Annotated in this window: 17 protein-coding genes and 1 riboswitch; of the genes, 7 read left to right on the top strand and 10 right to left on the bottom strand. The window is 65.0% G+C overall.

The features are described 5' to 3' along the window. Positions 1-191: 191 nt before the first annotated feature. Positions 192-1,286: a recombinase RecA gene (gene recA, locus LPW26_RS08030; RefSeq protein WP_238734088.1), complete on the top strand. Its 1,095-nt coding sequence runs from the start codon at positions 192-194 to the stop codon at positions 1,284-1,286. 527 nt (positions 1,287-1,813) lie between these two features. Continuing rightward, positions 1,814-2,434 carry a hypothetical protein gene (locus LPW26_RS08035; protein ID WP_238734090.1) on the top strand — a complete coding sequence of 207 codons (621 nt, stop codon included), beginning with the start codon at positions 1,814-1,816 and terminating at the stop codon, positions 2,432-2,434. Positions 2,435-2,768: 334 nt separating this feature from the next. Here the strand turns inward: LPW26_RS08035 and gcvP are convergent, their stop codons facing one another. From gcvP to gcvT, 3 genes are all read right to left on the bottom strand, one after another. Next, positions 2,769-5,663 carry an aminomethyl-transferring glycine dehydrogenase gene (gene gcvP / locus LPW26_RS08040; protein WP_238734092.1) on the bottom strand — a complete coding sequence of 965 codons (2,895 nt, stop codon included), beginning with the start codon at positions 5,661-5,663 and terminating at the stop codon, positions 2,769-2,771. Positions 5,664-5,849: 186 nt separating this feature from the next. Then, positions 5,850-6,215, bottom strand: coding sequence for a glycine cleavage system protein GcvH (gcvH, locus tag LPW26_RS08045; protein ID WP_054162400.1), 366 nt, complete (start codon positions 6,213-6,215; stop codon positions 5,850-5,852). A gap of 9 nt (positions 6,216-6,224) precedes the next feature. After that, positions 6,225-7,373: a glycine cleavage system aminomethyltransferase GcvT gene (gene gcvT / locus LPW26_RS08050; RefSeq protein WP_238734093.1), complete on the bottom strand. Its 1,149-nt coding sequence runs from the start codon at positions 7,371-7,373 to the stop codon at positions 6,225-6,227. Positions 7,374-7,507: 134 nt separating this feature from the next. Then, positions 7,508-7,612, bottom strand: a riboswitch (glycine riboswitch). A gap of 216 nt (positions 7,613-7,828) precedes the next feature. Between gcvT and alaS the strand changes: the two genes are divergently transcribed. Together alaS and LPW26_RS08060 are read left to right on the top strand one after the other, a co-directional pair. Continuing rightward, positions 7,829-10,498 carry an alanine--tRNA ligase gene (alaS, locus tag LPW26_RS08055; protein ID WP_238734095.1) on the top strand — a complete coding sequence of 890 codons (2,670 nt, stop codon included), beginning with the start codon at positions 7,829-7,831 and terminating at the stop codon, positions 10,496-10,498. 1 nt (position 10,499) lies between these two features. Beyond that, complete coding sequence (locus LPW26_RS08060) at positions 10,500-11,303, top strand: GNAT family N-acetyltransferase (RefSeq protein WP_238734097.1); 804 nt, start codon at positions 10,500-10,502, stop codon at positions 11,301-11,303. 294 nt (positions 11,304-11,597) lie between these two features. On the opposite strand, the gene LPW26_RS08065 is transcribed toward LPW26_RS08060, so the two are convergent. Further along, positions 11,598-13,559 carry an AI-2E family transporter gene (locus LPW26_RS08065; RefSeq protein ID WP_238734099.1) on the bottom strand — a complete coding sequence of 654 codons (1,962 nt, stop codon included), beginning with the start codon at positions 13,557-13,559 and terminating at the stop codon, positions 11,598-11,600. A 572-nt stretch (positions 13,560-14,131) separates the two neighbouring features. On the opposite strand from LPW26_RS08065, the gene LPW26_RS08070 reads away from it, so the two are divergent. From LPW26_RS08070 to LPW26_RS08080, 3 genes are read left to right on the top strand one after another with little or no spacing between them, the layout of a single operon-like run. Further along, positions 14,132-16,384: a TonB-dependent siderophore receptor gene (locus tag LPW26_RS08070; protein WP_238734100.1), complete on the top strand. Its 2,253-nt coding sequence runs from the start codon at positions 14,132-14,134 to the stop codon at positions 16,382-16,384. Positions 16,385-16,406: 22 nt separating this feature from the next. Next, complete coding sequence (locus LPW26_RS08075) at positions 16,407-17,603, top strand: PepSY-associated TM helix domain-containing protein (protein WP_238734101.1); 1,197 nt, start codon at positions 16,407-16,409, stop codon at positions 17,601-17,603. Continuing rightward, complete coding sequence (locus LPW26_RS08080) at positions 17,600-17,791, top strand: hypothetical protein (protein ID WP_238734102.1); 192 nt, start codon at positions 17,600-17,602, stop codon at positions 17,789-17,791. Before LPW26_RS08075 ends, LPW26_RS08080 begins: the two co-directional genes overlap by 4 nt. Here LPW26_RS08080 and LPW26_RS08085 read toward each other — a convergent pair. The 6 genes from LPW26_RS08085 to LPW26_RS08110 all read right to left on the bottom strand — a co-directional run bounded on the left by LPW26_RS08085 (position 17,788) and on the right by LPW26_RS08110 (position 25,428). Beyond that, positions 17,788-19,566, bottom strand: a complete 1,779-nt coding sequence (locus tag LPW26_RS08085; RefSeq protein WP_238734103.1) for a cation:proton antiporter domain-containing protein — start codon at positions 19,564-19,566, stop codon at positions 17,788-17,790. The two genes, LPW26_RS08080 and LPW26_RS08085, sit on opposite strands and share 4 nt — an antisense overlap. A gap of 335 nt (positions 19,567-19,901) precedes the next feature. Then, entirely contained in the window at positions 19,902-21,017 is a 1,116-nt protein-coding gene (locus LPW26_RS08090; RefSeq protein WP_238734104.1) for a PepSY-associated TM helix domain-containing protein, read from the bottom strand. Next, entirely contained in the window at positions 21,014-21,544 is a 531-nt protein-coding gene (locus tag LPW26_RS08095) for a hypothetical protein (RefSeq protein WP_238734105.1), read from the bottom strand. The genes LPW26_RS08090 and LPW26_RS08095 overlap by 4 nt, the downstream gene beginning before the upstream one ends. 20 nt (positions 21,545-21,564) lie before the next feature. After that, positions 21,565-23,874 (bottom strand): TonB-dependent siderophore receptor, encoded by a 2,310-nt coding sequence (locus tag LPW26_RS08100; protein ID WP_238734106.1) that lies wholly within the window; start codon positions 23,872-23,874, stop codon positions 21,565-21,567. 141 nt (positions 23,875-24,015) lie between these two features. Continuing rightward, positions 24,016-24,849: a helix-turn-helix transcriptional regulator gene (locus tag LPW26_RS08105; RefSeq protein WP_238734107.1), complete on the bottom strand. Its 834-nt coding sequence runs from the start codon at positions 24,847-24,849 to the stop codon at positions 24,016-24,018. A gap of 246 nt (positions 24,850-25,095) precedes the next feature. Next, the gene (locus LPW26_RS08110) at positions 25,096-25,428 is read right to left on the bottom strand and encodes a YnfA family protein (protein ID WP_238734109.1); all 333 of its coding nucleotides are present in this window, start codon (positions 25,426-25,428) and stop codon (positions 25,096-25,098) included. Between the last annotated feature and the right edge of the window lie 85 nt (positions 25,429-25,513).

Below are 25,513 nucleotides of genomic sequence, written 5' to 3' on the forward strand. Positions count from 1 at the left end.
AGAAAATCCGTTGTACGGGGGATGCCCGTACAACCCCTAAGCAAAAAGTTCAGTTTTCAAAGTGAGACACTACCCACCAAGAATGAGAAGAACATATTGCGAACACGGAACGAACCGTGTACATTGGTTGCATCAGGTCTCGACCACCGCGGTTTGTCCCCTCGGCGAATCCCGTTCATAAGGAGCATCACATGGCTTCCGGCCCCACTGCCCTGCGTATCGTCGAAGGTTCTTCAATGGACAAATCCAAGGCGCTCTCTGCTGCGCTGTCACAGATCGAGCGTCAGTTCGGCAAGGGCTCGGTGATGAAGCTCGGCAAGAACGATCGTTCGATGGACATCGAGACGATCTCCTCTGGCTCGCTCGGGCTGGATATCGCGCTCGGCGTCGGCGGCCTCCCGAAGGGGCGTGTCGTCGAGATTTATGGGCCCGAATCCTCGGGCAAAACCACGCTGGCGCTGCATTGCGTCGCCGAGGCCCAGAAGAAGGGCGGCATCTGCGCCTTCATCGATGCGGAGCACGCGCTCGATCCGGTCTATGCCCGCAAGCTCGGCGTCAATGTCGACGAGCTGCTGATCTCGCAACCTGACCATGGCGAACAGGCGCTGGAAATCGCCGACACGCTGGTGCGCTCCGGCGCGATTGACGTGCTGATCGTCGACTCGGTGGCGGCACTGGTGCCGCGCGCCGAACTCGAAGGCGAGATGGGCGACGCGCTGCCCGGCCTGCAGGCCCGCTTGATGAGCCAGGCGCTGCGCAAGCTCACCGCCTCGATCAACAAGTCGCACACCATGGTGATTTTCATCAATCAGATCCGGATGAAGATCGGCGTGATGTACGGCTCGCCCGAGACCACGACAGGCGGCAATGCGCTGAAGTTCTACGCCTCGGTCCGCCTCGACATCCGCCGCATCGGCCAGATCAAGGATCGCGACGAAGTCGTGGGCAACCAGACCCGGGTCAAGGTGGTGAAGAACAAGCTGGCGCCGCCGTTCAAACAGGTCGAGTTCGACATCATGTACGGCGAGGGCATCTCCAAACTGGGTGAGATCCTCGACCTCGGCGTCAAGGCTGGTGTTGTCGATAAGTCCGGCGCATGGTTCTCGCATGACAGCCAGCGGCTCGGCCAGGGCCGCGAGAACGCCAAGGCATTCCTGCGCGCCAACCCGGATCTCACCGCCAAGATCGAAGCGTCGATCCGGCAGAATTCCGGTCTGATCGCCGAACAGATTCTCGCCGGCTCGCCGGAGACCGACGCAGACGGCGAGGAGCCGGTCGAAGAGTAAGTCCTCGCGGCCGGCGATCACGCCGGCCCGGTGGTCGTAACAGTTAAAGCCGGCGGGCGCCGCGAACCCCTGTTGCCGGGGAACCCGTAGCGCTCGCCGCACCTTTTTAAGATGATGAGTTGTTTGTCGCGCGGGTGCTCGGTGCCCGACCGTCATTGCACCGCTCGCACGATTCTCCGCCGTCATCGCCAGCGAAGGGGGGCGCCCCAGCATTTTAGAGCGCGTGATAATCTGCATCGCCTCAAATGCTTTGCGGCATTTTGTCACCAGCTTTCTCGGGTGCCGACGATCTGCTTTGTGCAAATCCATCTCTCAACACTTAGTCGCCCACGATTTGCACTGCCCGCCCGCGGGCCGACGCCGTCGGCGTCCGCTGGACCCACAAATTGATTGTGCGCGCGTGGGGCGAGATTTCGGACGATCTTTGCATGAGATGGATTGTCGGGCGCTGTCAGATAGCGCTAATAGACCTAAAATGGGCTACTTTATTTGTTGCGTAGATCATTCTTAACTCGGCATAATTGTGCATGACAATTTTTAGTAAACTAATCTCTTGGATTTGGAAGGATCTCGGTAAGCTTGCGCTGTTGCTGGGGTGGGCATTGAGCTTCGCCCTTCCTGCATGGGCAACTTGGGCAATAACAGCCTTTCAGGAGTGGGCACCTCTTTCCTGGATAGCTGCCGGTTTCGTGGGCGTAACGATTACGGCAATTTTCTATGCAGTTTTTGCTAGGGCGCGGCTGTGGTTGGTGAATGCCAGTATCCAAGAACGATTTTACCAAGAAACGGAGCGCATTAATCCACTTGAACAGACATTCCGAAATGTACGAATAAACGTTGCCGACCTAGTATCTCCGATCGAGCCGATAGTCAGAGGGAAGACGTTTATAGATTGCGAGATATTAGGTCCGGCGAACGCCGCTCTGTCAGCCACCAAGCCGGGCGCTGGAAGCATGAACGGGGTGAACTTCATTGGCTGTGACGCATGCAAGGTCAAGGACGATGCTTTCACTGCAAACGGAATAATGTTCGAAGATTGTACTTTTCTCAGGGGGAAAATTTTCCGTATTACATTTTTCATTCCTGAGATCGGCTACGAGCACGTTAAGAGAAGTATGCCGGGAATGAACTGGCTTACGCCAGATTGATCAGGCTGCATCCACGATGTTTGACTTCCCGCTTCGCTTTTAATCGACCAGCTTCGCCTCAAACCGCATTTCGGTCGGAAGGCCGATCACGAATCCACCAACGGGTAGTTCTCGAAATTCGAGTCGCGACACAAATCGCCTCGCTTTGGCTGAAGTAGTCATGCGCAACGAACAGGCGCTCGCCACGATATCATTACCAAGCTTTCTAGAGGATCGTTCGTCAAGTAAAGAGACGACTCGCGCGCCCGAGCTCGATCATGATCGGGAGTTAGAACGCTAAGGAGGGGCGATCTAACTCCTGACCAGTCGTTCCCTGCCCATCGTTGCTCCCGCTTTACTCCGCCGCCCGCGCGTGGTCCGCGGCCAGTGCGTAATCTTCGATCGGCGGGCAGGAACAGATCAGGTTGCGGTCGCCGTAGACGTTGTCGACGCGACCGACCGGGCTCCAGTATTTATCCGTGCGCGAATGCGGCGCCGGGAAGCAGCCTTCCGTGCGCGGGTAGGGGCGCGTCCACTCTGCGGAGGTGACGTCGTGAACGGTGTGCGGCGCGTGCCGCAGCGGCGATTGCTCGATCTTGAACCGGCCTTCCTCGACCTGCGCGATCTCGCGGCGAATCGCGATCATGGCGTCGCAGAACCGGTCGATTTCGGCCTTCGATTCCGACTCGGTCGGCTCGATCATTAACGTACCCGGCACCGGGAAGCTCATGGTCGGCGCGTGGAAGCCGTAGTCGATCAGCCGCTTGGCAATATCGTCGACGGTGACGCCCGAGGTGGTCTTCAGCGGCCGCGGATCGACGATGCATTCATGCGCGACGCGGCCGCGGAGGTTGCGATACAGCACGGGGAAATGCGGCTGCAGCTTGGCGGCGATGTAGTTGGCGTTGAGGATGGCGATCTCGGTGGCGCGCTGCAGCCCGGCTCCGCCCATCATCAGGATGTAGATGTAGGAGATGGTCAGGATCGACGCCGAACCGTAAGGCGCCGCCGACACCGTGCCGCCGCCGTGCAGCACGCCGGAGGTCGGCTCGCCTTCGGCCGGATGGCCGGGCAGGAACGGCGCCAGATGCGCCTTGACGCCGATCGGCCCCATGCCGGGGCCGCCGCCGCCGTGCGGGATGCAGAACGTCTTGTGCAGATTGAGGTGGCTGACGTCGGCGCCGTATGCGCCGGGACGGGCGAGGCCGACCTGGGCGTTGAGATTGGCGCCGTCGAGATAGACCTGGCCGCCATGGGCGTGGACGATGTCGCAGATGTCGCGGATATGCTCCTCGAACACCCCGTGGGTCGACGGGTAGGTGATCATCACCGCGGCCAGATTGGCCGAATGCGCCTCGGCCTTGGCACGCAGATCGTCGACGTCGACGTCGCCGTGGCTGTTGCAGGCGACCACGACCACATCCATGCCGACCATCGTGGCCGACGCCGGATTGGTGCCGTGCGCCGAGGACGGGATCAGGCAGATCCTGCGGTGCGGCTCACCGCGCGACAGATGATAGCCGCGGATCGCCAGCAGACCCGCATACTCACCCTGTGCGCCCGAATTCGGCTGCAGCGACACCGCGTCGTAGCCGGTGATCTCGGCCAGCCAGGCTTCGAGTGTCGCGAACATCGCGTGATAGCCTTCGGCCTGCGCGCGCGGCACGAACGGGTGCAGGCTGCCGAACGCCGGCCAGGTCAGCGGCATCATTTCGGTGGTGGCGTTCAGCTTCATGGTGCAGGAGCCGAGCGGGATCATCGCGCGGTCGAGCGCGAGGTCGCGGTCGCTGAGCTTGCGCATGTAGCGCAGCAGTTCGGTCTCCGAGCGATAGTCCTGGAACGCGGCCTGCGTCATGAAATCGCTGGTCCGCTTCAGACCGTTCGGCAGCGTATCGGCGGCGCCACGCTCGACGCTCGCATAGTCGAGCGAACCGCCGAACGCGCGCCACAGCGCCTCGACGGTCGCCGGTGTGGTGGTCTCGTCGAGCGCGATGCCGAGCGAACTCGCGTTGATCCGCAGGTTGATCTTTTCGGCCTCGGCGCGCGCCACGATGGCGTCGCGCTTGTCGCCGACCTCGACGGTCAGCGTGTCGAAATACGTGTCGTTCGCCGGCGCGAAGCCGAGCTGCTTGAGGCCGGCGGCGAGCGTCGCGGTGCGGCGGTGAACGCGACGGGCCATCGCGGCCAGACCGTCAGGGCCGTGGTAGACCGCATACATCGAGGCGATCACCGCCAGCAGCACCTGCGCGGTGCAGATATTCGAGGTCGCCTTCTCGCGGCGGATGTGCTGTTCGCGGGTCTGCAGCGCCAGCCGATAGGCCGGCTGGCCGTGGCTGTCGATCGACAGGCCGACGATGCGGCCGGGCAGGCTTCGCTTCAGGCTGTCGCGCGCCGACATATAGGCCGCGTGCGGACCGCCATAGCCCATCGGCACGCCGAAGCGCTGTGCCGAACCGATCGCGATGTCGGCGCCGAGTTCGCCTGGCGGGGTGATCAGCGTCAGCGCCAAAAGATCGGCGGCCATCACGGCCAGCGCGCCCTTCTCGTGCAGCTTGGCGATCGCGGCGCGCGGATCACGAAGTGCGCCGGATGAGCCGGGATATTGCAGCAGTGCGCCGAACACCTCGGCGCCGTCGAGCTCGGTGTCCGGATCGCCAACCAGAATCGTCCAGCCGAGCGGCTCGGCGCGCGTACGTAGCACCGCCAGCGTCTGCGGATGGGTGTCGCGATCGACGAAGAACGTCTTCGACTTCGCCGCGGCGGCGCGCTCCGCCAGCGCCATCGCTTCGGCCGCGGCGGTCGCCTCGTCGAGCAGCGAGGCGTTGGCGACGTCCAGCCCGGTGAGGTCGCAGATCATGGTCTGGAAATTGAACAGCGCTTCCAGCCGGCCCTGGCTGATCTCGGGCTGATACGGCGTGTAGGCCGTGTACCAGGCGGGATTTTCCAGAATATTGCGCTGGATCACGGTCGGCAGCACCGTGCCCGAATAGCCTTGGCCGATCAGCGAGGTGAATACTTGGTTCTGCGCCGCCAGCTCGGCCATGTGCGCCAAAGCTTCAGTCTCCGACAGCGGCGCACCGAGTGCCAGCGGCTCCTTGTTGCGGATCGCAAACGGCAGCGTCTCGGCCATCAGTTGCTCGAGGCTGCCGGCGCCGACGGTGGACAGCATCGCGCCGATATCTTGCGGCGAGGGCCCGATATGCCGTCGCACGAAGTCATTGGCGGCGTCGATCGGTCGGCGATGCGGCATGCTCAGGTCCTCGTTTCGAGAAGTCCAACTGGAAATGCGCGCTCGCACTTTTCGCGGCTTCGCAACTGTTCAAGTACTCATCAGCTCGTCATGGCCGGGCTTGTCCCGGCCATCCACGTCTTGCATCCGATGACACGCTCGAAGGCGTGGATGCCCGGAACAAGCCCGGGCATGACGGCTTTGGTACTAAGCCGTGTGGGCCTTGTAGGCGGCTGCGTCCATCAGTCCGTCGAGTTCGCTCTTGTCGGCGATCTTCAGCTTGAAGAACCAGGCGGCGCCGTCGGCGTCGGAGTTCACCAGCGCCGGCTCGGTGCCGAGCGTCTCGTTGACTTCGAGCACTTCGCCGCTGATCGGCGCGTAGACGTCGGATGCCGCCTTGACCGACTCGACCACCGCGGCCGCTTCCGCCTTCTTGACGCTGCGGCCGACCTTCGGCAGTTCGACGAAAACCACGTCGCCGAGCTGTTCCTGTGCGTAGTTGGTGATGCCGATGGTGGCGACGTCGCCTTCGATCTTCAGCCACTCGTGATCGGAGGTATAGAGCGTGGTCATGCGGGGTCCTCAGCGCTTGTAGGTGTTCGGAACGAACGGCGTGGCGGCGACGCGCAGCGGCAGACGCTGCCCGCGCACCTCGGCAAAAACCTGCGTGTCGAGCTTGGCGTGCGAGCGCGGCAGATACCCCATCGCCATCGGCGCGTTCAGGCATGGGCCGAAGCCGCCCGAGGTCACGGTGCCGATCGTCTCCGCCGAGTCGGCGCTGGCGAACAGCGGCGCGCCTTCGCGCACCGGGGCGCGGCCCTCGGGCCGCAGGCCGACGCGGCTGCGCGAGCTGCCGCTATCGAGCTGCTTCAGAATGGTCGAATCGCCGAAGAAGCCGCCCGGCCGCGCACCGCCATTGCGACGGCTCTTCTGGATCGACCAGGTCAGCGCGCCCTCGACGGGCGTGGTGGTGGTGTCGATGTCGTGGCCGTAAAGGCAGAGCCCGGCTTCCAGCCGCAGACTGTCGCGGGCACCGAGCCCGATCGGCAGCACGTCCGGATCGGCCAGCAGCTTCTCGGCGAACGCCTCGGCGCCGTCCGCCGGCACCGAGATCTCGAAGCCGTCCTCGCCGGTGTAGCCGGAGCGCGAGACGATGCAGGGCAGGCCGTTCAGGCTGAGTTCGGCGACGTCCATGAAGCGCAGCGTGGTCACATCTGCACAGAATTTCGCCAGCACGCTCTCGGCTTTCGGCCCCTGCAGCGCCAGCAGCGCGCGCTCGGGCAGGGCGGTGATGTCGCAGACCTCCGAAAGATGCGCCCGCAGATGCGCCTCGTCCTCGACCTTGCAGGCGGCGTTGACGACCAGGAACAGCCGGTCACCGAGATTGGTCACCATCAGATCGTCGAGGATGCCGCCGGATTCATTGGTGAATTGCGCGTAGCGCTGACGGCCGGGGGCAAGCGCCGCGATGTCCTGCGGCACCAGCCTTTCCAGCGCGTGCGCGGCGTCGTCGAGCTGGCCGGATTTGGCCCGCAGCTCGATCTGGCCCATGTGCGAGACATCGAACAGGCCGGCAGCGGCGCGGGTGTGGAGGTGCTCTTTCAGCACGCCGGGCGCGTATTGCACCGGCATGTCGTAGCCGGCAAACGGCACCATCTTTCCGCCGCGCGCCAGATGCAGCGCGTGCAGCGGTGTCCGTTTCAAGGATTTTGAATCGTCGCGCGCCAGCATTCACAAGGCTCCCACGGTTCCCGAGACCTATTTCTCGTCACCACTCGAGCCCCATCTGTCGCTGTGCCTGAGAGCATTATCCCGTCGGCGGACCTGCCCGGGACGCGCCCGGCAGGGTCTCTTTCCAGATGTCATCAAATCGCGCGGTCCGTTTGCCTGAGAGTTTCCGGGGCGGTTGCTCCTTCGGCGCCGGCCCCCTTCAATCAAGAATTGGGCCGATCTCTCCCGACGCGACTTAGTCTAAGGTAGGTAGGACAGAAACACGGCCGCAGCAAGGCTGTCAACGCAGTGCAGCGAGCTATCAACGGAAGTTCGCTATCGTCCAGGTCAGTGGCAACCAACTGAATCCATGCCCACTTTCTGGACAGCGGCCGGCCCCCCGTCTAAAAGGCTGGACTCCGGGACAGTGGGGTCCGGCGGGCGTTTCGCGGGCATTCCGGACTGAATGGACGAACATGAGCGGCGTTAACGAAATCAGGTCTGCGTTTCTGAACTACTTCGCCAAGAATGGCCACGAGGCTGTCTCGTCGTCGCCGCTGGTGCCGCGCAACGACCCGACCCTCATGTTCACCAATGCGGGCATGGTGCAGTTCAAGAACGTCTTCACCGGGCTGGAGAAGCGCCCGTATCAGCGCGCCACCACGTCGCAGAAATGCGTCCGCGCCGGCGGCAAGCACAATGACCTCGACAATGTCGGCTACACCGCCCGGCATCTCACCTTCTTCGAGATGCTCGGCAACTTCTCGTTCGGCGATTACTTCAAGGAACGCGCGATCGAGCTCGCCTGGAATCTGATCACCAAGGATTTCGGCCTGAAGAAGGACAAGCTGCTCGTCACCGTGTACCACACCGACGACGAGGCGGCGAACTACTGGAAGAAGATCGCCGGCTTCTCCGACGACCGCATCATCCGCATCCCGACCTCCGACAATTTCTGGGCGATGGGCGACACCGGTCCGTGCGGTCCGTGCTCGGAGATCTTCATCGATCGCGGCGAGCACATCTTCGGCGGCCCGCCCGGAAGCCCCGACGAGGACGGCGATCGCTTCCTCGAATTCTGGAATCTGGTGTTCATGCAGTACGACCAGGTGACGAAGGACGAGCGCGTGCCGCTGCCGCGTCCGTCGATCGACACCGGCATGGGCCTGGAGCGCATGGCGTCCATCCTGCAGGGCGTCGACAGTGTGTTCGAGACCGATCTGTTCCGCAATCTGATCGACGCGACCTCGTCGGCGCTCGGCCGTGGGCCGGGCGAACAGGACGCGGCGTCGTTCCGTGTCATCGCCGATCACCTGCGCTCGTCTTCGTTCCTGATCGCCGACGGCGTGCTGCCATCGAACGAAGGCCGCGGCTACGTGCTGCGCCGGATCATGCGCCGCGCGATGCGCCACGCGCAGCTGCTCGGCGCCAAGGAGCCGCTGATGTGGCGGCTGGTGTGGGCGCTGGTGCGCGAGATGGGCCAGGCCTATCCCGAGCTGGTGCGCGCCGAGGCGATGATCGAGGAGACGATGCGGCTCGAAGAGACGCGCTTCCGCAAGACGCTGGAGCGCGGCCTGTCGATCCTCGACGAGAAGAGCGCGACCCTGAAGAAGGGCGACATGTTCGACGGCGAGACCGCGTTCACGCTGTACGACACCTACGGCTTCCCGCTCGATCTGACGCAGGACGCGCTACGCAACCGCGGTATCAACGTCGACATCGCGTCGTTCACCGACGCGATGGACCGCCAGCGTGCCAAGGCGCGTGCCTCATGGGCTGGTAGCGGCGAGGCGGCGACAGAGGCGGTGTGGTTCGGCCTGCGCGACAAGCACGGCGCCACCGAATTTTTGGGCTACGACACCGAGACCGCCGAGGGCGTCGTCACTGCGCTGGTGAGGGACGGTGCCGAAGTCGACGCGCTGAAGGCCGGCGAGCAAGGGGCGATCGTGTTCAACCAGACGCCGTTCTACGCCGAGTCCGGCGGTCAGGTCGGCGACACCGGTGTGCTGACCGCCGACGGCGTGCGCTTCCGCGTCACCGACACGATGAAGAAGGCCGGGGATCTGTTCGTGCATTTCGGCACCGTCGAGGAGGGCGCCATTTCGCTCGGCGATGCGCTTGCGCTCGAGGTCGATCACGCCCGCCGCTCGGCGATCCGCGCCAATCACTCGGCGACCCATCTGCTGCACGAGGCGCTGCGCCAGGTGCTCGGCGATCACATCGCCCAGAAGGGCTCGATGGTCGCGCCCGACCGGCTGCGCTTCGACTTCGTGCACCAGAAGCCGATCACGCCGGACGAGCTGCGCCAGGTCGAAGACATCGCCAACGACATCGTGCTGGAGAACGACGAGGTCGTGACCCGGCTGATGGCCGTCGACGACGCCCGCGAGGCCGGCGCCCGCGCGTTGTTCGGCGAGAAGTACGGCGACGAGGTTCGCGTCGTCTCGATGGGCAAGGCCGCGCGCGATCACGGCTCGAACGTGTTCGGCTGGTCGGTCGAACTCTGCGGCGGCACGCACGTCAAGCGCACCGGCGACATCGGCCTGGTGTCAATCACCGGCGAGAGCGCGGTGGCCTCCGGCGTTCGCCGCATCGAGGCGCTGACCGGCCGGCAGGCGCGGCAGGCGCTGAACAATCTGCGCAACGATCTGCGCGTGGTGTCGGCGGAGCTCAACGCATCGCTCGGCGATGTCACGTCGCGCGCCAGTGCCATCGTGCAGGAACGCAAGAAACTCGAACGCGAACTCGCCGAGGCGCGCAAGAAGCTGGCGATGGGCGGTGGTGGTGCGGCCGCCGGCGGCAGCGGCGATGTGCGCGACATCGGCGGCGTCAAGCTGATGGCGCGCGCGGTCGAAGGCATCGAGATCAAGGATCTCAAGAGCCTGGTCGATCAGGGAAAGAAGCAGATCGGCTCCGGCGTGATCGCGCTGATCGCCAAGAGCGAGGATGGCAAGGGCTCGATCGTGGTCGGCGTCACGCCCGATCTGGTGTCGCGGTTCTCGGCCGTCGATCTGGTCCGCAAGGCGTCCGAAGTGCTCGGCGGCAAGGGCGGCGGCGGTAAGCCCGACATGGCGCAGGCCGGCGGCCCGGATGGGTCCAAGGCTGATGCCGCGCTCGAAGCGATCGCGGCCGCGATCGGCGGATAGCATGACCAGCGGCATGGCGTGGCGGGCCGAGCAGGCCTGCCTCGACGCCTGGCCCAGCCTGCGCAGCGCGATGCGCGGCGACTGGCTGCTGCGGTTTGGCGAAGGCGTCTCGCGCCGCGCCAACTCGGTCAATCCGCTGCACGAGCGCGCGACGTCGATCGCGCCGCATCTCGCCGACTTCGCCGCGCTCTATCGACATCATGGCCAACCGCTGATCGTCCGCGTGCCGACGCTGCTGGCCGGCGCGGCGCAGATCGATCGCGAACTCGATCAGCACGGCTTTTCGCGCGAGGGCGAGACCTGCACGCTGCTGCGCGACTTTGCCGGCGAGCGTTTCGAAAGCAGTCCGCCTCTTTCAGATGCGTCAGCTGCAGATGCGTCAGCTGCTGCGCCGGCCATCATCATCACCCCACGCGCCGACGCCTCCTGGCTCGCGGCGATCGCGCGGCTGCAGGCACAGTCGAGCTCGCATGCGGCTGTCTACGCCCGTGTCATCGACGCAATCGCTGTACCGACCGGCTTCCTCGCGCTCCACCAGCACGGCCACATCGTCGCCACCGCCTACGGCGCGCTGCACGGCGACCTGTTGGTGGTCGAGTCGGTGGTCGTCGACGAGTTGCTCCGCGGCCAGGGCTTGGGCCGGCGCATGATGCAAGCTCTCTTTGCCTGGGCCACCAGTCACGGCGCCACAGCCGCCTGTCTGCAGGTCATCGCCGACAACACCGCCGGCTGCGCGCTGTATGCCAGCCTCGGCTTCGACCACGAGCTATATCGCTACCACTACCGCCGCGCCCCGGCGAGGTAACAACCTCACTCCATGTCACACCGTCGCCCGCAGCGAAGCTACGCGACCCCGGAATGACAAGGGAAAGTGTCGGGCATGAAGGGGGCAGCGTTGTGCCTCCGCCTCTCCCCGCGTCATTCCGGGGCACGCAGCGAAGCTGCGTGAACCCGGAATCTCGAGGTTGTTACGAAGGCCGTACCCAACAGCTGTGAGATTCCGGGTTCGCGCTACGCGCGCCCCGGAATGACGAGGGGGAAGTGTGCTGCGCGCGCCCCGGAATGACGGTGAGGGGCCAACCCGCTTCGCCGGTACGCCTCACACCGCCACGCTGGACAGCGGTTGCTCGATGGTCTGCGGAGGCGGGGCGGCGGTGGCTTCGTCGAGACAGAACGCGACGGCGTCGTGCAGGTTGAGCACGATCGTGTCAGCCTGTACGGAGCCTTGTCCGTCCTGTCCCGTCGTGCCGGTCGCCGACAGCAGCGCCACCATGATCTTCGCCTGCGGCGCCTTGCGGCGGAGGCGGCGAACGGCGTAGCGGATGTGCGTGCTGTTCGGGATCTCCAGATAGGTCAGGCAAATCAGCGCGACGTTCGACACGTCGAGACCGAAGATGTTCTTGGTCGACAGCGCGCTCGGCGCGTCGGCCCGGGAGCCGAGGCCGTGTACGCGGCACAGATGCGACAGCATCAGGGCGGCGGCCTCGTCGAGCTCGGAGCGTGCGCCGATGCACAACACCGCGGCCGCGCCTTGCCATTGCGGTTCGAGTTCGGTCGGCTTCAGCGTCGGCAGCCCGTCATTGGCATGGTCTTCCGGCGTGTCGTCGACGGCGGCGGCCGCCTCGGCGTCCTCGGTCGATTGTTCGCCGTCCGGTTCGTGCTCGACCTCGTCGGTGAGGTCCTCGGTGAAATCCAGCACCGTCTCCTTGATCCGGGCCAGCCGCACCGTGTCGAGCGCGTCGCGTTCGAGATCCGCCTGTGCGAGTTGCAGGCCCTTCATCGCGACGTCGTCGTAGTACGATGACAGCGAGCGTTCCTTGAGAAACTGCTCGGCCTTTTCGGCGGCCTCGGTCGGGTCGCCGGCCAGCATCCGCTGATAGAAGATCTCCGGCGGAGAAAGCGCCGGCCGGTCGCCGAACATCACGTCGAGAAACGCCAGCCGCTCGACATGCCGTCCCAGAACGACCAGGCAGACCGTCAGCGGCGTGGCAAGTACCAGCCCGATCGGTCCCCATAGCGCCGTCCAGAACGTTGCCGAAATCACCACCGCGACCGGTGATAATCCTGTGCTGCGGCCATACATCCACGGCTCTACGACATGTGCGATCGCCGGTTCGATGATGAAGAAAAGCGCTGCCGTCCAGATCAGCATCGACCAGCCCGGATCCACCGCCACGGCCAGCGTCATCGGAAACGCCGCCGCGATAATCGAGCCGATGTAGGGCACGAAGCGCAGCACCGCGGCCAGGATGCCCCACAGTGCCGGGCTCGGCACGCCGATGATCCACAGTCCGGTGCCGATCAGCACACCGAAGCCGGAGTTGAGCAGCAGCTGATTGAGGAACAGCCGGCTTAGTCTGCCGGCCGCATCGTCGAGTGCCGCGGTGGTGCGCTGCAGATCGCGGGTGCCGGCGAGACGGATCAGCCGGTTCCTCAGGTCTTCCTTCTGCAGCAGAATGAAAACGACGAAGATCACGATGATGCCGGTCATCGCCAGCGGAGAGATCAGCGGCGCGATCAGCGAGCGAAGGTTGGCCAGCGTCCCCGGATCGGGCTGCAGCACCTCGACGGGGACCGGTGCGACGGGACCTCCCGCCGACGTGGTCGGCGACGGGTTGCTCAGCGACGGCGTCGCTCTGTTGGGCTTGTTGAGCTCCTTGCTGAGATCCTGCAGCATGCCTTCGGCACGCTCCAGGGTGGAGGAGCCGCCGGTGACGCCGCGCAGCGAGGTGATCTTGGACTGGATCGTCGACTGATATTGCGGCAGGTCGTTGGCGAGGCGCGACAGCTGCGTGGCGATCAGGCTGCCGAGCGCGAAGATCACCACGAAGGCGAGCAGCACGGTTGTGATCGCCGCCACCGCGCGCGGCACCCGTATCGACTGCAGCAGATTGACCGGCCGTGCCAGCACGAAGCTGAGGAGGATCGCCAGCGCCACTGGCACGAACACCTCGCGGCCGACATACAGCGCCGAAATGATAATGACGGCCAGGATGGTGACGGCGCAGGCCCCGACCAGGCCGGCAACGTCTTCCAGGCTTTGCGCTTTCCCCAGCTTCATCCGTTCGACGCTTTCGATGCCGTTGCGATCGGACGAAGCGCCGACCTCCCACGACCAGCCGCCTCGAACGAGGCAGCAGCCGCACCGATCGATAAGTAAGCTCGTGAAACTCCGTTCCGCTCGCGCAGCGGAACAGGCGCGCTCTCCCTAACGCACTGCCTCTCCGCGATTCATTCCGGGCCGCGCAGCGCACCTGCGTGAACCCGGAATCCCGAAGTTGCTGCGAAGGAAGTTGCTGCGAAGACTGTGCCCCCGACTACGAGATTCCGGGGCCGATGGCGCCCCCGGTCATTCCGGCGCGCCCGCGCGGCCCGCAAATCCGCACTTCGTTCGCGGCGGAATCAATGACTTCCGCACGGACTAGAACGCCGTCGATGGCTTGCTCGTTCGGGTTGGTAGATCGGATCCAAGTCTGGAAGGTAGAGGTATTCTATTCCCACTCGGGTTCCGGGCATACGGAACTCTGGATATACCCCGTTGAGCAGGTCGACACGTCGACCTGTTGGGGGCGACCTATGAAAACAACAAGCCATGCGATGACGCGTGCTGCGATTTCCTGTGCCGCAGGCACGATGATTGTCGTCCTGATGGACGTCTCTCCCGCCTTCCCGCAAGGCACCGCAACGCCGCTTCCATCTGTCACCGTCGACGCGCCGCAGCAGGCACGTCGATCGACATCCGCCTCGCGCGGCCGTAGCAGTTCGTCGACGTTGCGGCGCATCGTGCGCGCACGCCAGCCGTCTAACCAGCTGCCGCAAGCTACGCGCACCGCGACTGCTGCGCGCGAGACTGCGTGGGGACATGTCGACGGCATTGTCGCTACCCGCAGCGGCACCGGCACCAAGACCGATACGCCGTTGATCGAGACGCCGCAGTCGATCTCCGTCGTGACGCAGGATCAGATTCAGGCGCAGGCGTTCCAGAGCGCGGGGCAGGCGGTCCGGTACCTGCCGGGAGTGCGCAGCGAAGTCACCGGCGCCGATGCTCGCTTCGACGCGGTATACATTAGAGGCTTCCTCGGTGATCAGTATCTCGACGGCTTGCGGCTGCTGAATTTCGGCATCTACAACTACACCATCGTTGATCCGTTCAATCTCGAGCGCATCGAAGTGCTGCGCGGTCCGGCCTCGATTCTGTACGGGCAGGCGTCACCCGGCGGCATCGTCAATATGGTCAGCAAACGACCGAGCTTCGAGCCCAATCACGAGATGTTCGTGTCGACCGGCACGCGCGGCCGGATTCAGAGTGGCGTCGATCTCAGCGGCCCGCTCGACAGTAACAAGGAGCTTGCCTATCGGCTGACCGCGTCCGGCTTCGACGTCGGCAGCCAGGTCGACTACCAGGGCTATCAGCGGGTTTCCATCGCACCGTCCTTGACCTGGCGCCCGACCAACGACACCACGCTCACCGTCCTCGGCACCTATCAGCGCGATCCTAGGGCTGGATTCTACAATCAGATTTCGCCTTACGGGATCGGCACGATCTATCCCTATAAGGGGCAGACGATTCCGACCAGCTTCTTCTCCGGCGAACCCGGGTTCGATCACACCTCGCGCAGCTACGGTTCGATCGGCTATCTGTTGGAGCACAATGTCGGTAACGGCCTGACGCTGAGGCAGAACTTGCGCTACATGGACAGCGACACCGACATCGCGGTGACATCGCCGAATTTTTCGACCGATCCGACCAAGCTGACGCGCGGCGCCTATACCACGCGGGAGTACATCAAGTCGTTCTCCGTCGATACGCAGGCGGAGGGCAGGTTCCGGATCGGATCGTTCGAGCACACCACGCTGTTCGGCATCGATTATCGCAACGCTTCGGACAAGGCTTACAACGGCACCGGAACGGCGACGACGATCAATGCCTTCGCGCCCGTCTACGGCACCATTCCCGTCGTCAATCCGGTTTCCGCGAACGGCCAGAACGTCCAGCAGTTCGGCGTCTATGCCCAGGATCAGATCAAGGTCGACAACTGGGTCGCGCTGCTCGGCATTCGCCGCGATCAGGCGGATTCTCAGACCAAAAATCTCTACAGCGGCGTTCAGACCGCTGACAAATCGGACTCCGCCATCACCAAGCGGGGCGCGCTCTTGTACAAGTTCGACAACGGCGTGTCGCCCTACGTTCAGTACACCGAGTCGTTCCAGCCCACGGTAGGAACGGATTTCTTCGGCAACGCCTTCGTGCCGACCCGCGGCCAGCAATACGAGGCAGGCGTCAAATACCAGCCGAATCCGAAATCGCTGTACACGCTGGCGTATTTCGATCTGACCCAGCAAAACGTGCTGACGACCGATCCCGACCCGACGCATGTCGGCAAGAGCGTGCAGACCGGTGAGATCCGTTCGCGCGGCGTAGAGGTGGAGGCCAAGGCGGAGGTGAACGCCAACCTCACCGCGCTGGCGTCCTACACCTATCTGGATCTCACCGTCACCAAGTCCAACAATGCGGCGCAGCTCGGCAAGCGTCCGATCGGTATACCCACCCATTCGGCGAGCGCCTGGGCGGACTACACCTTCCACAGCGGCCCGCTGGACGGCTTCGGCGTGGCGGGCGGCGTGCGCTACATCGGAGAGAGCGCCGGCACCACCTCGAACTATCTGCCGAACTCCACGACGCCGTTCAACGTGCCGGCGGTGACGCTGGTCGACGCGGCGATCCACTACGACCTGAGCGCGCTCGGCAAGCAGTTCATCGGGATGAAACTGTCGGTCAACGCCACCAATCTGTTCGACAAAATCTATGTCGGCATCTGCCAGGATTTCGGCTGCTATTACGGCCTGCGTCGCGAAGTGATCGCGACCCTGCGCTATCGGTGGTGAACCAGGCTTGAGGACCGGAGCGGTGAGGCGGGCTACCCTGCTGAAATGGCTGTGGATACACAAGTGGAGCAGCCTGATCTGCACCGTGTTTCTGCTGCTGATCTGCGTCACCGGGCTCCCGCTGGTCTTTGAAGACGAAATCGCCGATCTGTTCGACGACGCGCTCCCTTACGCTGCCATGCCGCCGGACGCGGCCCGCATCGATCTCGATCGGCTGATTGCGAAAAGCCGGGCCGCCTATCCGGACCAGACTGTGATGTTCGCGGTCGTCGGCGACGACGAGCCGAAGGTCGTGGTGTCGCTGGCGCCGTCGTGGGAGGCGTTTCAGGCCGACCGGCGGTCCATGCGCCAGATCCGGTTCGACGCGCGCACGGGAGACGTGCTCAAGAACGGGGCGCCCCTCGATGGGCGAGCAGCGTCGGTCATGAACGTGGTGCGGCAACTCCACGTCGATCTGTTCGCGGGCCTGCCGGGCGAACTGTTTCTGGGCGCGATGGGGCTGCTGTTCGTCGTCGCGATCGTCTCAGGCGCGGTGGTGTACGGCCCCTTCATGCGGCGGCTGGAGTTCGCCACGATCCGGTCGGGGCGCTCGCGTCGGCTGAAATGGCTCGATCTGCACAATCTGCTCGGTGTCGTTCCGCTGGTGTGGCTGCTGGTGGTCGGTGTCACCGGCGTGATCAATGAACTGTCGAAGCCGATGTTCTCGTTGTGGCAAATGACGGAGGTGCGGGCCATGCTTGCTTCGTTCGCGGGATCGCCGATCCCGGCACAGCCGTCATCGCCCCGCGCCGCGCTTGAGGTCGCAGAAGCCGCAACGCCGGGGATGACTCCGGTCAGTGTCACATTTCCGGGATCGCCGTTCGGTTCGCCCTATCACTACATCGTCTGGACCAAGGGGCACGACCCGCTGACCTCGCGGTTGTTCAAGCCGGTGCTGGTCGATGCGCGTAACGGCAAGCTGGCGGCGGTCGTGCAGATGCCGTGGTATCTGACCGCGCTACAGGTCTCGCGCCCATTGCATTTTGGTGATTATGGCGGGATGCCGCTGAAGATCATTTGGGCGCTGCTCGATTGCGTCACCATCGTGGTACTCGGCAGCGGCTTGTATCTCTGGTGGGCGCGTCGCAGCGACTTCGCCGGCGCAGCCGAGATTGCTCCCGCCGCCGGCACAGCGGCCGCCGACACAGCGAATGTGCTGTCGCCGGGGCCCGCCGAATGAGAGCGCAAACGCTGTTGCGGATTTGGCGCTGGCCGCTCGCGCTCGCGGCTCTGATCGCGGCGGGGCTCGCGGCAGCGTTGCTCGGCAACGATGCGATCTGGCGGTCGTTGTCCTGGGCGGCGCTTGCCGTCCCGCTGATCATTATCGTGATCGCGCTGTCGCGTGGCGGCTTCGGCCGCGCCCGTTAATCCACCGCTGCTATCCCCTCGCGGACCTGTTTCTTCCGCGTATCGCGCTCATCGTGGATGATGGCGATGACCTTGCCGACCGGGGTGCCGAGGGTCTGCAGCACGGTGGAGGCGATTTCGAAGCTGGCTTCGAGAACCTCGCGGACCACGTCGGTGGCGCCGAGCTTGAACAGCCGGCGCGCGTGTTCGGCGTCGCGGGCGCGGACGATCACCGGCAAGTCGGGGCGCTCGGCCCGCGCAGCGGCGACGACGTGCTCGGCCGCCACCGCATCGTGCATCGTCACCACCAGCGCCGGCGCTTCGGCGAGCCCGCATTTGCGCAGGAACGCGCGCTGCGTGGCGTCGCCGTAAACCAGATTGCGCCCGGCGCGGCGTGCCCGCCCCACCGTCTCGGGATCGATCTCGATGCCGATGAACGGCTTGTCCTGCTTAGTCAGGATGTCGCCGAGGATGCGGCCGACGCGGCCATAGCCGACGATGATGATGCGGCCCTCCTCGGCGGGGCCTGGATCAGCGTGACCATCGGCCAGCGCGGTCGCGTTGCGGACGCGCTTGCTGGCCTTGCGCGCCAGCCGCGCCAGATATGGCGTCAACATCATCGTGCCCGACGACACCAGCAGCATGAACTGCTCGACCTCGTGAGTGACCAGTCCCGACGAGCTGGCGAGCCCGAGCACCAGGAATGCGAATTCGCCGCCGCCGGCGAGCAGCAGGCTCGCTTCGGCCACCACCGGCCAGGACAGGCCGAACGCGCGGGTCAGCCCGGCGACCAGCGCCGCCTTCAGCGTCACCATGCCGAACACCGAGGCCGCCACCATCAGCGGGTAGCGCGCGACTTCGGCGAGATCGATCCGCATCCCGACCGAGATGAAGAACAGCCCGAGCAGCATGCCCTTGAACGGCTCGATGTCGACTTCGACCTGGCGGCGAAACTCCGTCTCGGCCAACACCAGCCCGGCCAGGAAGGCGCCGAGCGCCATCGACAGCCCGGCGACGTGAGTCAGCAACGAAGTGCCGACCACCACGAACAGGATGGTGGCCATGAACAATTCGCGGTTGCGGGTATGCGCCACCAGTCGGAACAGCCGTCGCAACACCAGACGTCCGAAGCCGACGATCAGCAGGACCGCGGCGATAGCCTGGATCAGCGCCATCGCCAGACCGAACCATACCGAGCTGGCGGCGTTCGCGCCTTGCACGGCCCCGCCATTGGCGTTGCCCAGCACGACGATCAGAAACAGGATTGGCACCACCGCCAGATCCTGAGCCAGCAGCACCGCGAAGATGCTGCGCCCCGCCAGCGTCGTCAGCCGCTTCTGCTCCGCGAGAAGCTGCAGCACGATCGCGGTCGAGGAGAGCGCCAGACAGGCGCCGATCACCAGACTGGCCTCGACCGTGTTGCCGAAGCCGATGGCGATGCCGGCGATCGCCGCGGTGGTCAGCACCACCTGCAGCATGCCGAGTCCGAACACCAGCCGGCGCATCGTCCAAAGCCGGTCGAACGACAGTTCGAGCCCGATGGTGAACAGCAGAAAGGCGACGCCGAGTTCGGCGAGCCGATCGACCGCTTCCTGCGAGGTGATGGTGATGGCCTGCAGCCAGGGTATTCCGTCGCCGAGTCGTCCAAGGCTATAGGGGCCGAGCACGAGGCCGGCGACCAGAAAGCCGAGGACCGGGCTGATGCGCAGCCGCGTCATCAGCGGAATCACTACGCCGGCGGTCCCGAGAAACACCAGGGCTTCGCGGTAGACGCCGATATCGCTTGCAGTTGTCATTTTGATTCCAGATCACGCGACCGGTGTTTCGGCGCGGGGCTCGATCAAATTCCACCGGCGTGCGTCAAAAGATCGCAATGCCCCATGCGCGTCGTCGGCCGGATCTCGTTCGGCGCGGAGCCCGCATGCGACGCGGCGATGAGTTGAAGCGCGGCGGGTGGCACCTCTCGTCGTCATGTCGAAGAACGGTTGATATGGAACATAGCACGCCGCTGATTTCGACCATCGTCGCTGGCGTGGTGCCGGCGTTTATTTTCAGCGGTGTGGCACAGCGGATCCGTCCGGTCTGGCGCGATCGTCCGTCCAAACGCTCTGTTGTGTCGTCCGCCTAGAGATTATCGGTCGCGCCGCCGTCGCCGGCGTGCGAGCCACAGCCAGAGCCCGGTCAGATAGAGCGTCGGCAGCGCGATCCCGCACAGCAGGACGATGATGCTCCCAGGCAGGCCGAGACGCAGATCGGCATGCAGCGGGCTCAGCCAGTCTCGTCGCAGGGCCGGGACCGTATCTGCTGCCTCGACTACCGGACTGGTGCATCCGGTTCTCACGGCTATCGCGAGGTCACCGCGCCGAGAGGATGGCGAGCGCATATTGACCTGGTAAGCGCCATCGGGTCCTCGCGGAAGAAGGACGCCGACGATCTCGGCATCTGGATGCGCCAGAGCTGCGGCCGCAAGTGCGCCGCGCAGATCCGAGCCGGCGGGACAGACAATCGCCGCAGACCGGCCGGAGACCGATTTCGTCGGCGCCGCGCCCGACAAGCCCAGCCATTGCGGCTTGGTGAGCGCGAGGCCTGTCGTCGCCAGCACCAGCAACGGTGCCAGCAGATACGCCGCCGACACGCCGTGCCATTCGATCAGACGGCGCTGGCCGGCGGCGGATCCACCGATCCACAACGACCGCCACCATTTGCGCTGCCGCGGCCACCACAGATACGCGCCCGACAGCAGCGACAGCGCCAGGGCGACGCCGCAGCAGCCGACCACGCTGGCGCCCAGCGGGCCCGGCAGCAGCAGCCGGCGATGCAGATTCACTGCCGCGGCGAACCACGATCGATCGAACGCGAACAGCCCGAGCGGCTCGCCGCTCTGGCGCTGCACGAACACCACGCCGAGGTCGCCTTCGGGCAGGCGGCCGAACACGATCGCGGCGTCGCCGGGCAGGAATCCCGTACCCGGCGCGTTGGCTCCGATCACCTTGAGCTCCGGATACCGTTCGCTCGCCCGCGCGATCCAGACGTCCGCGCCGGCATCCGGCCGCCCCGCGATGTGCGGCGGCTTGACGATTTCCCGCCCGACTTCGAGGGCGACCAGCGGCTCCTTCAGCACCAGCAGCGCGCCGCTCGCGCCGATCAAAGCGAGGCCGGTACCGACGGTGAGTGCGAGCAGAAGATGCAGCGCACGCCAGATGCGGCGAGCCGACAGCCGCGCGGCGTGATCGGAACGCTTCGTCACTGCGACAGCAGCTTCAACGTGCCGTTACGATAGATCGGCCCCTGCACCTTGCCGCCGGTGAGCACGTTGGTCTGATATTGCTGGCTGACGCCGTCGAGGGCCGTCGACAGTTCGGCACGAAAGCTGGCGAAGCCGGCCGAATCGATCTGCTTCGGCACTTCACCTTTCGCAAACAGCCGCTGCTTGGCTTCGTCGGGCGCCTGTGCGCGGATCCCGCCGCTCACCATGAGGTCGACGATCAGGCGGTCGCCCCGCCACCGGGCGGAGCCGCTGGCTCCGAGTTCGGCGTCGTCGAGCAGCAGCGATCCGGCGACCAGATAGTCGCCGCTCGGCACCGCGGTGAAGCCGAGGCGCAAGGTGCCGGTCTCGCCGTCCTCCGACCGCCACGCCCAGCGATGTTCGCCACGATAGGTGACGGCGGTTTGCGTCAGGCCGGGCCTGAGTTCGTACGCCGAAGCGGGGCAGGGCATCGTCGACGCCCACACCGCGACGATCGCGGCTCGGGCCAGATGAGACATGAAGCGCATCGTCTGATCTCCTGAACGGTTCACCAGCGGTAGCGAAGGCTGGCGATGACCGAGCGGTCGAAGCCGGCGTTGCAACTCGTGGCCGAACAGCTCACGTAGTACTGCTTGTTGGTGAGGTTGGTGGCGTTGACGGCGAGCCGCATCCCCTTCAGATCGCGATGAAGCTGGCCGAGGTCGTAATGGACCGCGGCGTCGAACAGCACGTAGGACGGCACGCCGATGGTATTGGCAGAATCCGCGAAGCTCTCGCCGACATAGCGCGTGCCGAGGCCTGCGCCGAAGCCGGCCAGCGGCCCGCTCTGGAACGTGTAGTCGCCCCACAGCGACGCGGAGTCCGCCGGCAGCCCGGTCGGACGATTGCCGAGCTCGGCGGCACTGTTGCTTTTGGTTACGGTGAGATCTGCGTGGGTGTAGGAGGCCACGAGATTGAGGCCGGCGATCGGGTTGGCGACGCCCTGAAGCTCGAATCCGCGGGACCGCACCTCGCCCACTTGAAGACGATTGAGCGAGTTGTTCGGATCGGTGGTCTGCACGTTCTCCTGATAGAGATCGAACACCGACATGGTGACGAAGCTGGTCGCCCCGGCCGGCTGGAATTTGACGCCGATCTCCGCCTGTCGCCCGGTGGTCGGCTTGTAGGACTGGCCGTAGAAGTCGGTCCCGAGCACCGGGCTGAACGAAGTCGAGTAACCGATATAAGGCGCAAGACCGACGTCGCTCAGATAGACGAGCCCCGCCCGGTAAGTGAACGCCTTGTCGTCCTGCGTCGCGGTCGAGCCCTTCAGCCGATTGTCCGTTGCGGTGTTCGACCAGTCCTGCCGACCGCCGAAGCTCAGCACCCAATGGCGATCGAATTTGATCTGCTGCTGGCCGTAGATTCCGACCTGGTCGGAGGTCTGCCAGGTCGAGGCCATCGGCGTGGTCGCCGCGCCGATCGGCTGATTGTAGACCGGGTTGAAGATGTCGATCGACGGGGCGCGGCCGCTATTGAGGTAGTAATCCTCGGTCGACCGACGATAGTCGACGCCGGCCAGCGACACGAACTGCGTCGAGCCCATCCACCAGTCGGCCTGAATCTGATTGTCGGACGCGTAGGTGTCGCCGACGATGCGGAATTGATACAGCGCGCGATTGAGCGTCCGCTGGTCGGCCGCGAGACTCATGCCCGACGCGGTGTTGGTCAAAAGGTCGACATGGCCGTAGCGGAAGTTCGACCGCATCGTGAACGTGTCATCGAGACGATGTTCGAACAGATATCCGGCTGAATACTGCGTGCGATCGTTGTCGAGACCGGGCTGGTCGAGGAACTGGTTGCGCGGCAGCTGCCCGTTCTTGTTGGGAAGCAGTGTGCCCTGGATCGGAATGTAGGGGCGCGGCGGCCCGAACTTTTCGTGGCTGTAGTCGGTCAGGATCGTCAGCGTGGTGTCGATGTCCGGCCGCCAGGTGAACGCGGGCGCGATGAACACCTTGTCGTCCGGGACCGCCTTGAACTGGGTGTTGCTGTCGCGCGCCAGTCCGGTCAGCCGGTAGAGAAACTGGCCGTCCTTGTCGATCGGCCCGCTGAGATCGAACTGCCCCTGCAGCCGGTCGAAGCTGCCGCCCTGCAGCATCACTTCGTGGAAAGGCTTGTCGAGCGGTCGCTTGGTGATGAGGTTGACCAGCCCGCCCGGCGAGTTCTGGCCGTACAGCACCGAACTCGGCCCGCGCAGAACCTCGACGCGTTCGAGACCGTAAGGCTCGGTCTTCGGCCACGCCTGGGCGGTGGTGCCGCGCAGGCCGTCGCGCAGGATTCCGCTGCTGCTGGCATCGAAGCCGCGAATGCTGAACGTGTCGAAACGCTGTGAGATCGCCGGTGTCGTCGCCACCACGCCGGCCGAGTAGCGCAAGGCGTCGGTCACCGATTGAACGTTCTGCGCGTCCATCTGTTGGCGATTGATCACCGAGATCGACTGCGGCGTCTCGATCAGCGGTGTGTTGGTCTTGGTCCCCGTCGTGCTGGCCCGGGCGACGAACCCGGATGCGTCCGCGTCACGTGCGTAGGTCGCCCGCGAGGTCGGGCGGGGGAGCGCTGCGGGAGCCGCGGTCACGGTCGGTCGTGTAGCTCTCCGCTTCGGCTTGCTCTGCTTCGGGGCGCTGACGACCACGGCAGGCAGCGCGTTCACGGCCGGGGAGGCGGGCGCAACTGCCGTCGCCTGGGCCCGCGCATCCTCGGCCGCCGCGCCGATCAGCAGCAATGCACTCATCGGCAGCGACGTGGCGTATCTGCGGCTGCGCCGCATCGCTCGCTGGCGTGAAGCAGTTAGTTCGGCTGGACGCGGCTGTGTGGTCATCGTGATATTCCTCCAGGACGCGGCACAGAAGCGTGACTGCGAGGAATGCGACAAGCCGTCGGACTTTTGATTTCCGGACGAATTCTTACGATTACAAACGTTCTACGTCGTCGGGCGGGGTAAGGCGGCCGCGGAGTGGAATTACAGCAGATCGCGCGGAGAAATTCCGAAGCGCTTTCGGAACACCGCCGAGAAGTAAGCGGGCGTGTAGCCGACGCGATGCGCGGCCTCCGAGACGTTGGTGGCGCCGCTCGACAGCAGCCGATACGCCTCGTTCAAACGTGCGTCCTGCAGGAAGTCGTTCACGGTGGTGCCGAAGGCTGCCTGGAATCCATCCGTCAGCTTGCGGGTGTTCAGCCCCACCGCGGCCGCCAGAGCCGGCAAATTCGGCGGAGCCCCGAGCCGTTCCAGGAGGATGGCGCGGGCTTTCTTCAAGCGCTCGACATCGCCGAGCGACGGCCGCAGCGTCTCGATCGCGGAGTTGGTGTCGACCGCGTCGCAGGCCAAAGCGAGGATCTCGATCGCCTTTGCGGACAGGAACAGATCCCGCGCCGCGCCGACGAAGGGGCACACCTCAAGCTGTGAGCACAGCGCCTGCAGGGCACGCGGCGCCTCGATGTGTTGCAGGCTCGGGCGATCGGTGCAGAACAGCGGCGTCAGCGGATCGCGTTCGCCCTCGCCGCCCGGTGAAAAGGCGGCCTTGACCATCACGTAGTGCAACGGCTCGTCGGCCGTCACCATCTGGCGACCGGAGGCATGGGCCGGCGAACGGATCACGCACACCGTGGGACCGGCGATGCTGAACTCACTGCCGCAGCCGTCGATCCGCGCCCGCATCGCGCCGCGCAGGATGACGACCACCTTGGTGCCGTGATGCAGCTGTTCGTCGACCCAATCGCCATCGGGCTGCTGCAGAACGCCGCTGGCCAGATCGAGCTGCGAGATCGCGCCCGTCCACCTGTGCTCCAATGTCATGCTTCCGCCGTCGAACACCGCTGGTGACAAGGAACAACACTATGACACCGAAGCCTGGCGACGGCACCGGGACGACGCGGGGCGGAGTCGAGAAAAGCTCGAAGGTGGCCGAGGCGAAATGGCGCTGGTGGCATTCGCCGTTCACGCTGACGCGCGCGTCACGGCAACGATCGTCGCGCCGGCCGCCTTGGAAACGCGGGATGCGACCGGCGCCGCGAGCCCCCGCAGCTTTTCGGCCGGATCGGCTTACGCCGGCAGCGAGCGTGGCGCGAACAGGATCACGCTCATCCCGACCAGGCAAATCGCGGCGCCGATCATGTCCCAACTGTCTGGCCGGTGGCCCTCGATCGCCCAGCCCCACAGCAGCGCCGCGGTGATGTAGATCCCGCCATAGGCGGCGTAGGCGCGACCAGCCAGCGGACTGTTGGCCAGCGTCAGCAGATAGGCGAACAGCGCCAGCGCGACGATCCCGGGGATCAGCCACAGCGGCGAGCGGTCCAGCCGCAGCCAGGCCCAGAACGCAAAGCAGCCGGCGATCTCCATCACCGCGGCGGCACAGAAGGTGAGGAGGGAGGTCATGGGCGGCGAGGACTTTCAGGGACGGAACCGGGCGTCGAGGCGTCCAGCATAAAGCGCACGGCTTGCGGGGAAAGGGGCGCGCCCG

This window comes from Rhodopseudomonas infernalis, assembly GCF_022271405.1.
GTDB lineage: Bacteria > Pseudomonadota > Alphaproteobacteria > Rhizobiales > Xanthobacteraceae > Rhodopseudomonas > Rhodopseudomonas infernalis.

Excerpts from the sequence above, each read along its gene's own strand:
- recA (WP_238734088.1), top strand. The coding sequence starts at position 192 with ATGGCTTCCGGCCCCACTGCCCTGCGTATCGTCGAAGGTTCTTCAATG.
- LPW26_RS08035 (WP_238734090.1), top strand. The coding sequence starts at position 1,814 with ATGACAATTTTTAGTAAACTAATCTCTTGGATTTGGAAGGATCTCGGT.
- gcvP (WP_238734092.1), bottom strand. The coding sequence starts at position 5,663 with ATGCCGCATCGCCGACCGATCGACGCCGCCAATGACTTCGTGCGACGG.
- gcvH (WP_054162400.1), bottom strand. The coding sequence starts at position 6,215 with ATGACCACGCTCTATACCTCCGATCACGAGTGGCTGAAGATCGAAGGC.
- gcvT (WP_238734093.1), bottom strand. The coding sequence starts at position 7,373 with ATGCTGGCGCGCGACGATTCAAAATCCTTGAAACGGACACCGCTGCAC.
- alaS (WP_238734095.1), top strand. The coding sequence starts at position 7,829 with ATGAGCGGCGTTAACGAAATCAGGTCTGCGTTTCTGAACTACTTCGCC.
- LPW26_RS08060 (WP_238734097.1), top strand. The coding sequence starts at position 10,500 with ATGACCAGCGGCATGGCGTGGCGGGCCGAGCAGGCCTGCCTCGACGCC.
- LPW26_RS08065 (WP_238734099.1), bottom strand. The coding sequence starts at position 13,559 with ATGAAGCTGGGGAAAGCGCAAAGCCTGGAAGACGTTGCCGGCCTGGTC.
- LPW26_RS08070 (WP_238734100.1), top strand. The coding sequence starts at position 14,132 with ATGATTGTCGTCCTGATGGACGTCTCTCCCGCCTTCCCGCAAGGCACC.
- LPW26_RS08080 (WP_238734102.1), top strand. The coding sequence starts at position 17,600 with ATGAGAGCGCAAACGCTGTTGCGGATTTGGCGCTGGCCGCTCGCGCTC.
- LPW26_RS08085 (WP_238734103.1), bottom strand. The coding sequence starts at position 19,566 with ATGACAACTGCAAGCGATATCGGCGTCTACCGCGAAGCCCTGGTGTTT.
- LPW26_RS08095 (WP_238734105.1), bottom strand. The coding sequence starts at position 21,544 with ATGCGCTTCATGTCTCATCTGGCCCGAGCCGCGATCGTCGCGGTGTGG.
- LPW26_RS08100 (WP_238734106.1), bottom strand. The coding sequence starts at position 23,874 with ATGACCACACAGCCGCGTCCAGCCGAACTAACTGCTTCACGCCAGCGA.
- LPW26_RS08105 (WP_238734107.1), bottom strand. The coding sequence starts at position 24,849 with ATGACATTGGAGCACAGGTGGACGGGCGCGATCTCGCAGCTCGATCTG.
- LPW26_RS08110 (WP_238734109.1), bottom strand. The coding sequence starts at position 25,428 with ATGACCTCCCTCCTCACCTTCTGTGCCGCCGCGGTGATGGAGATCGCC.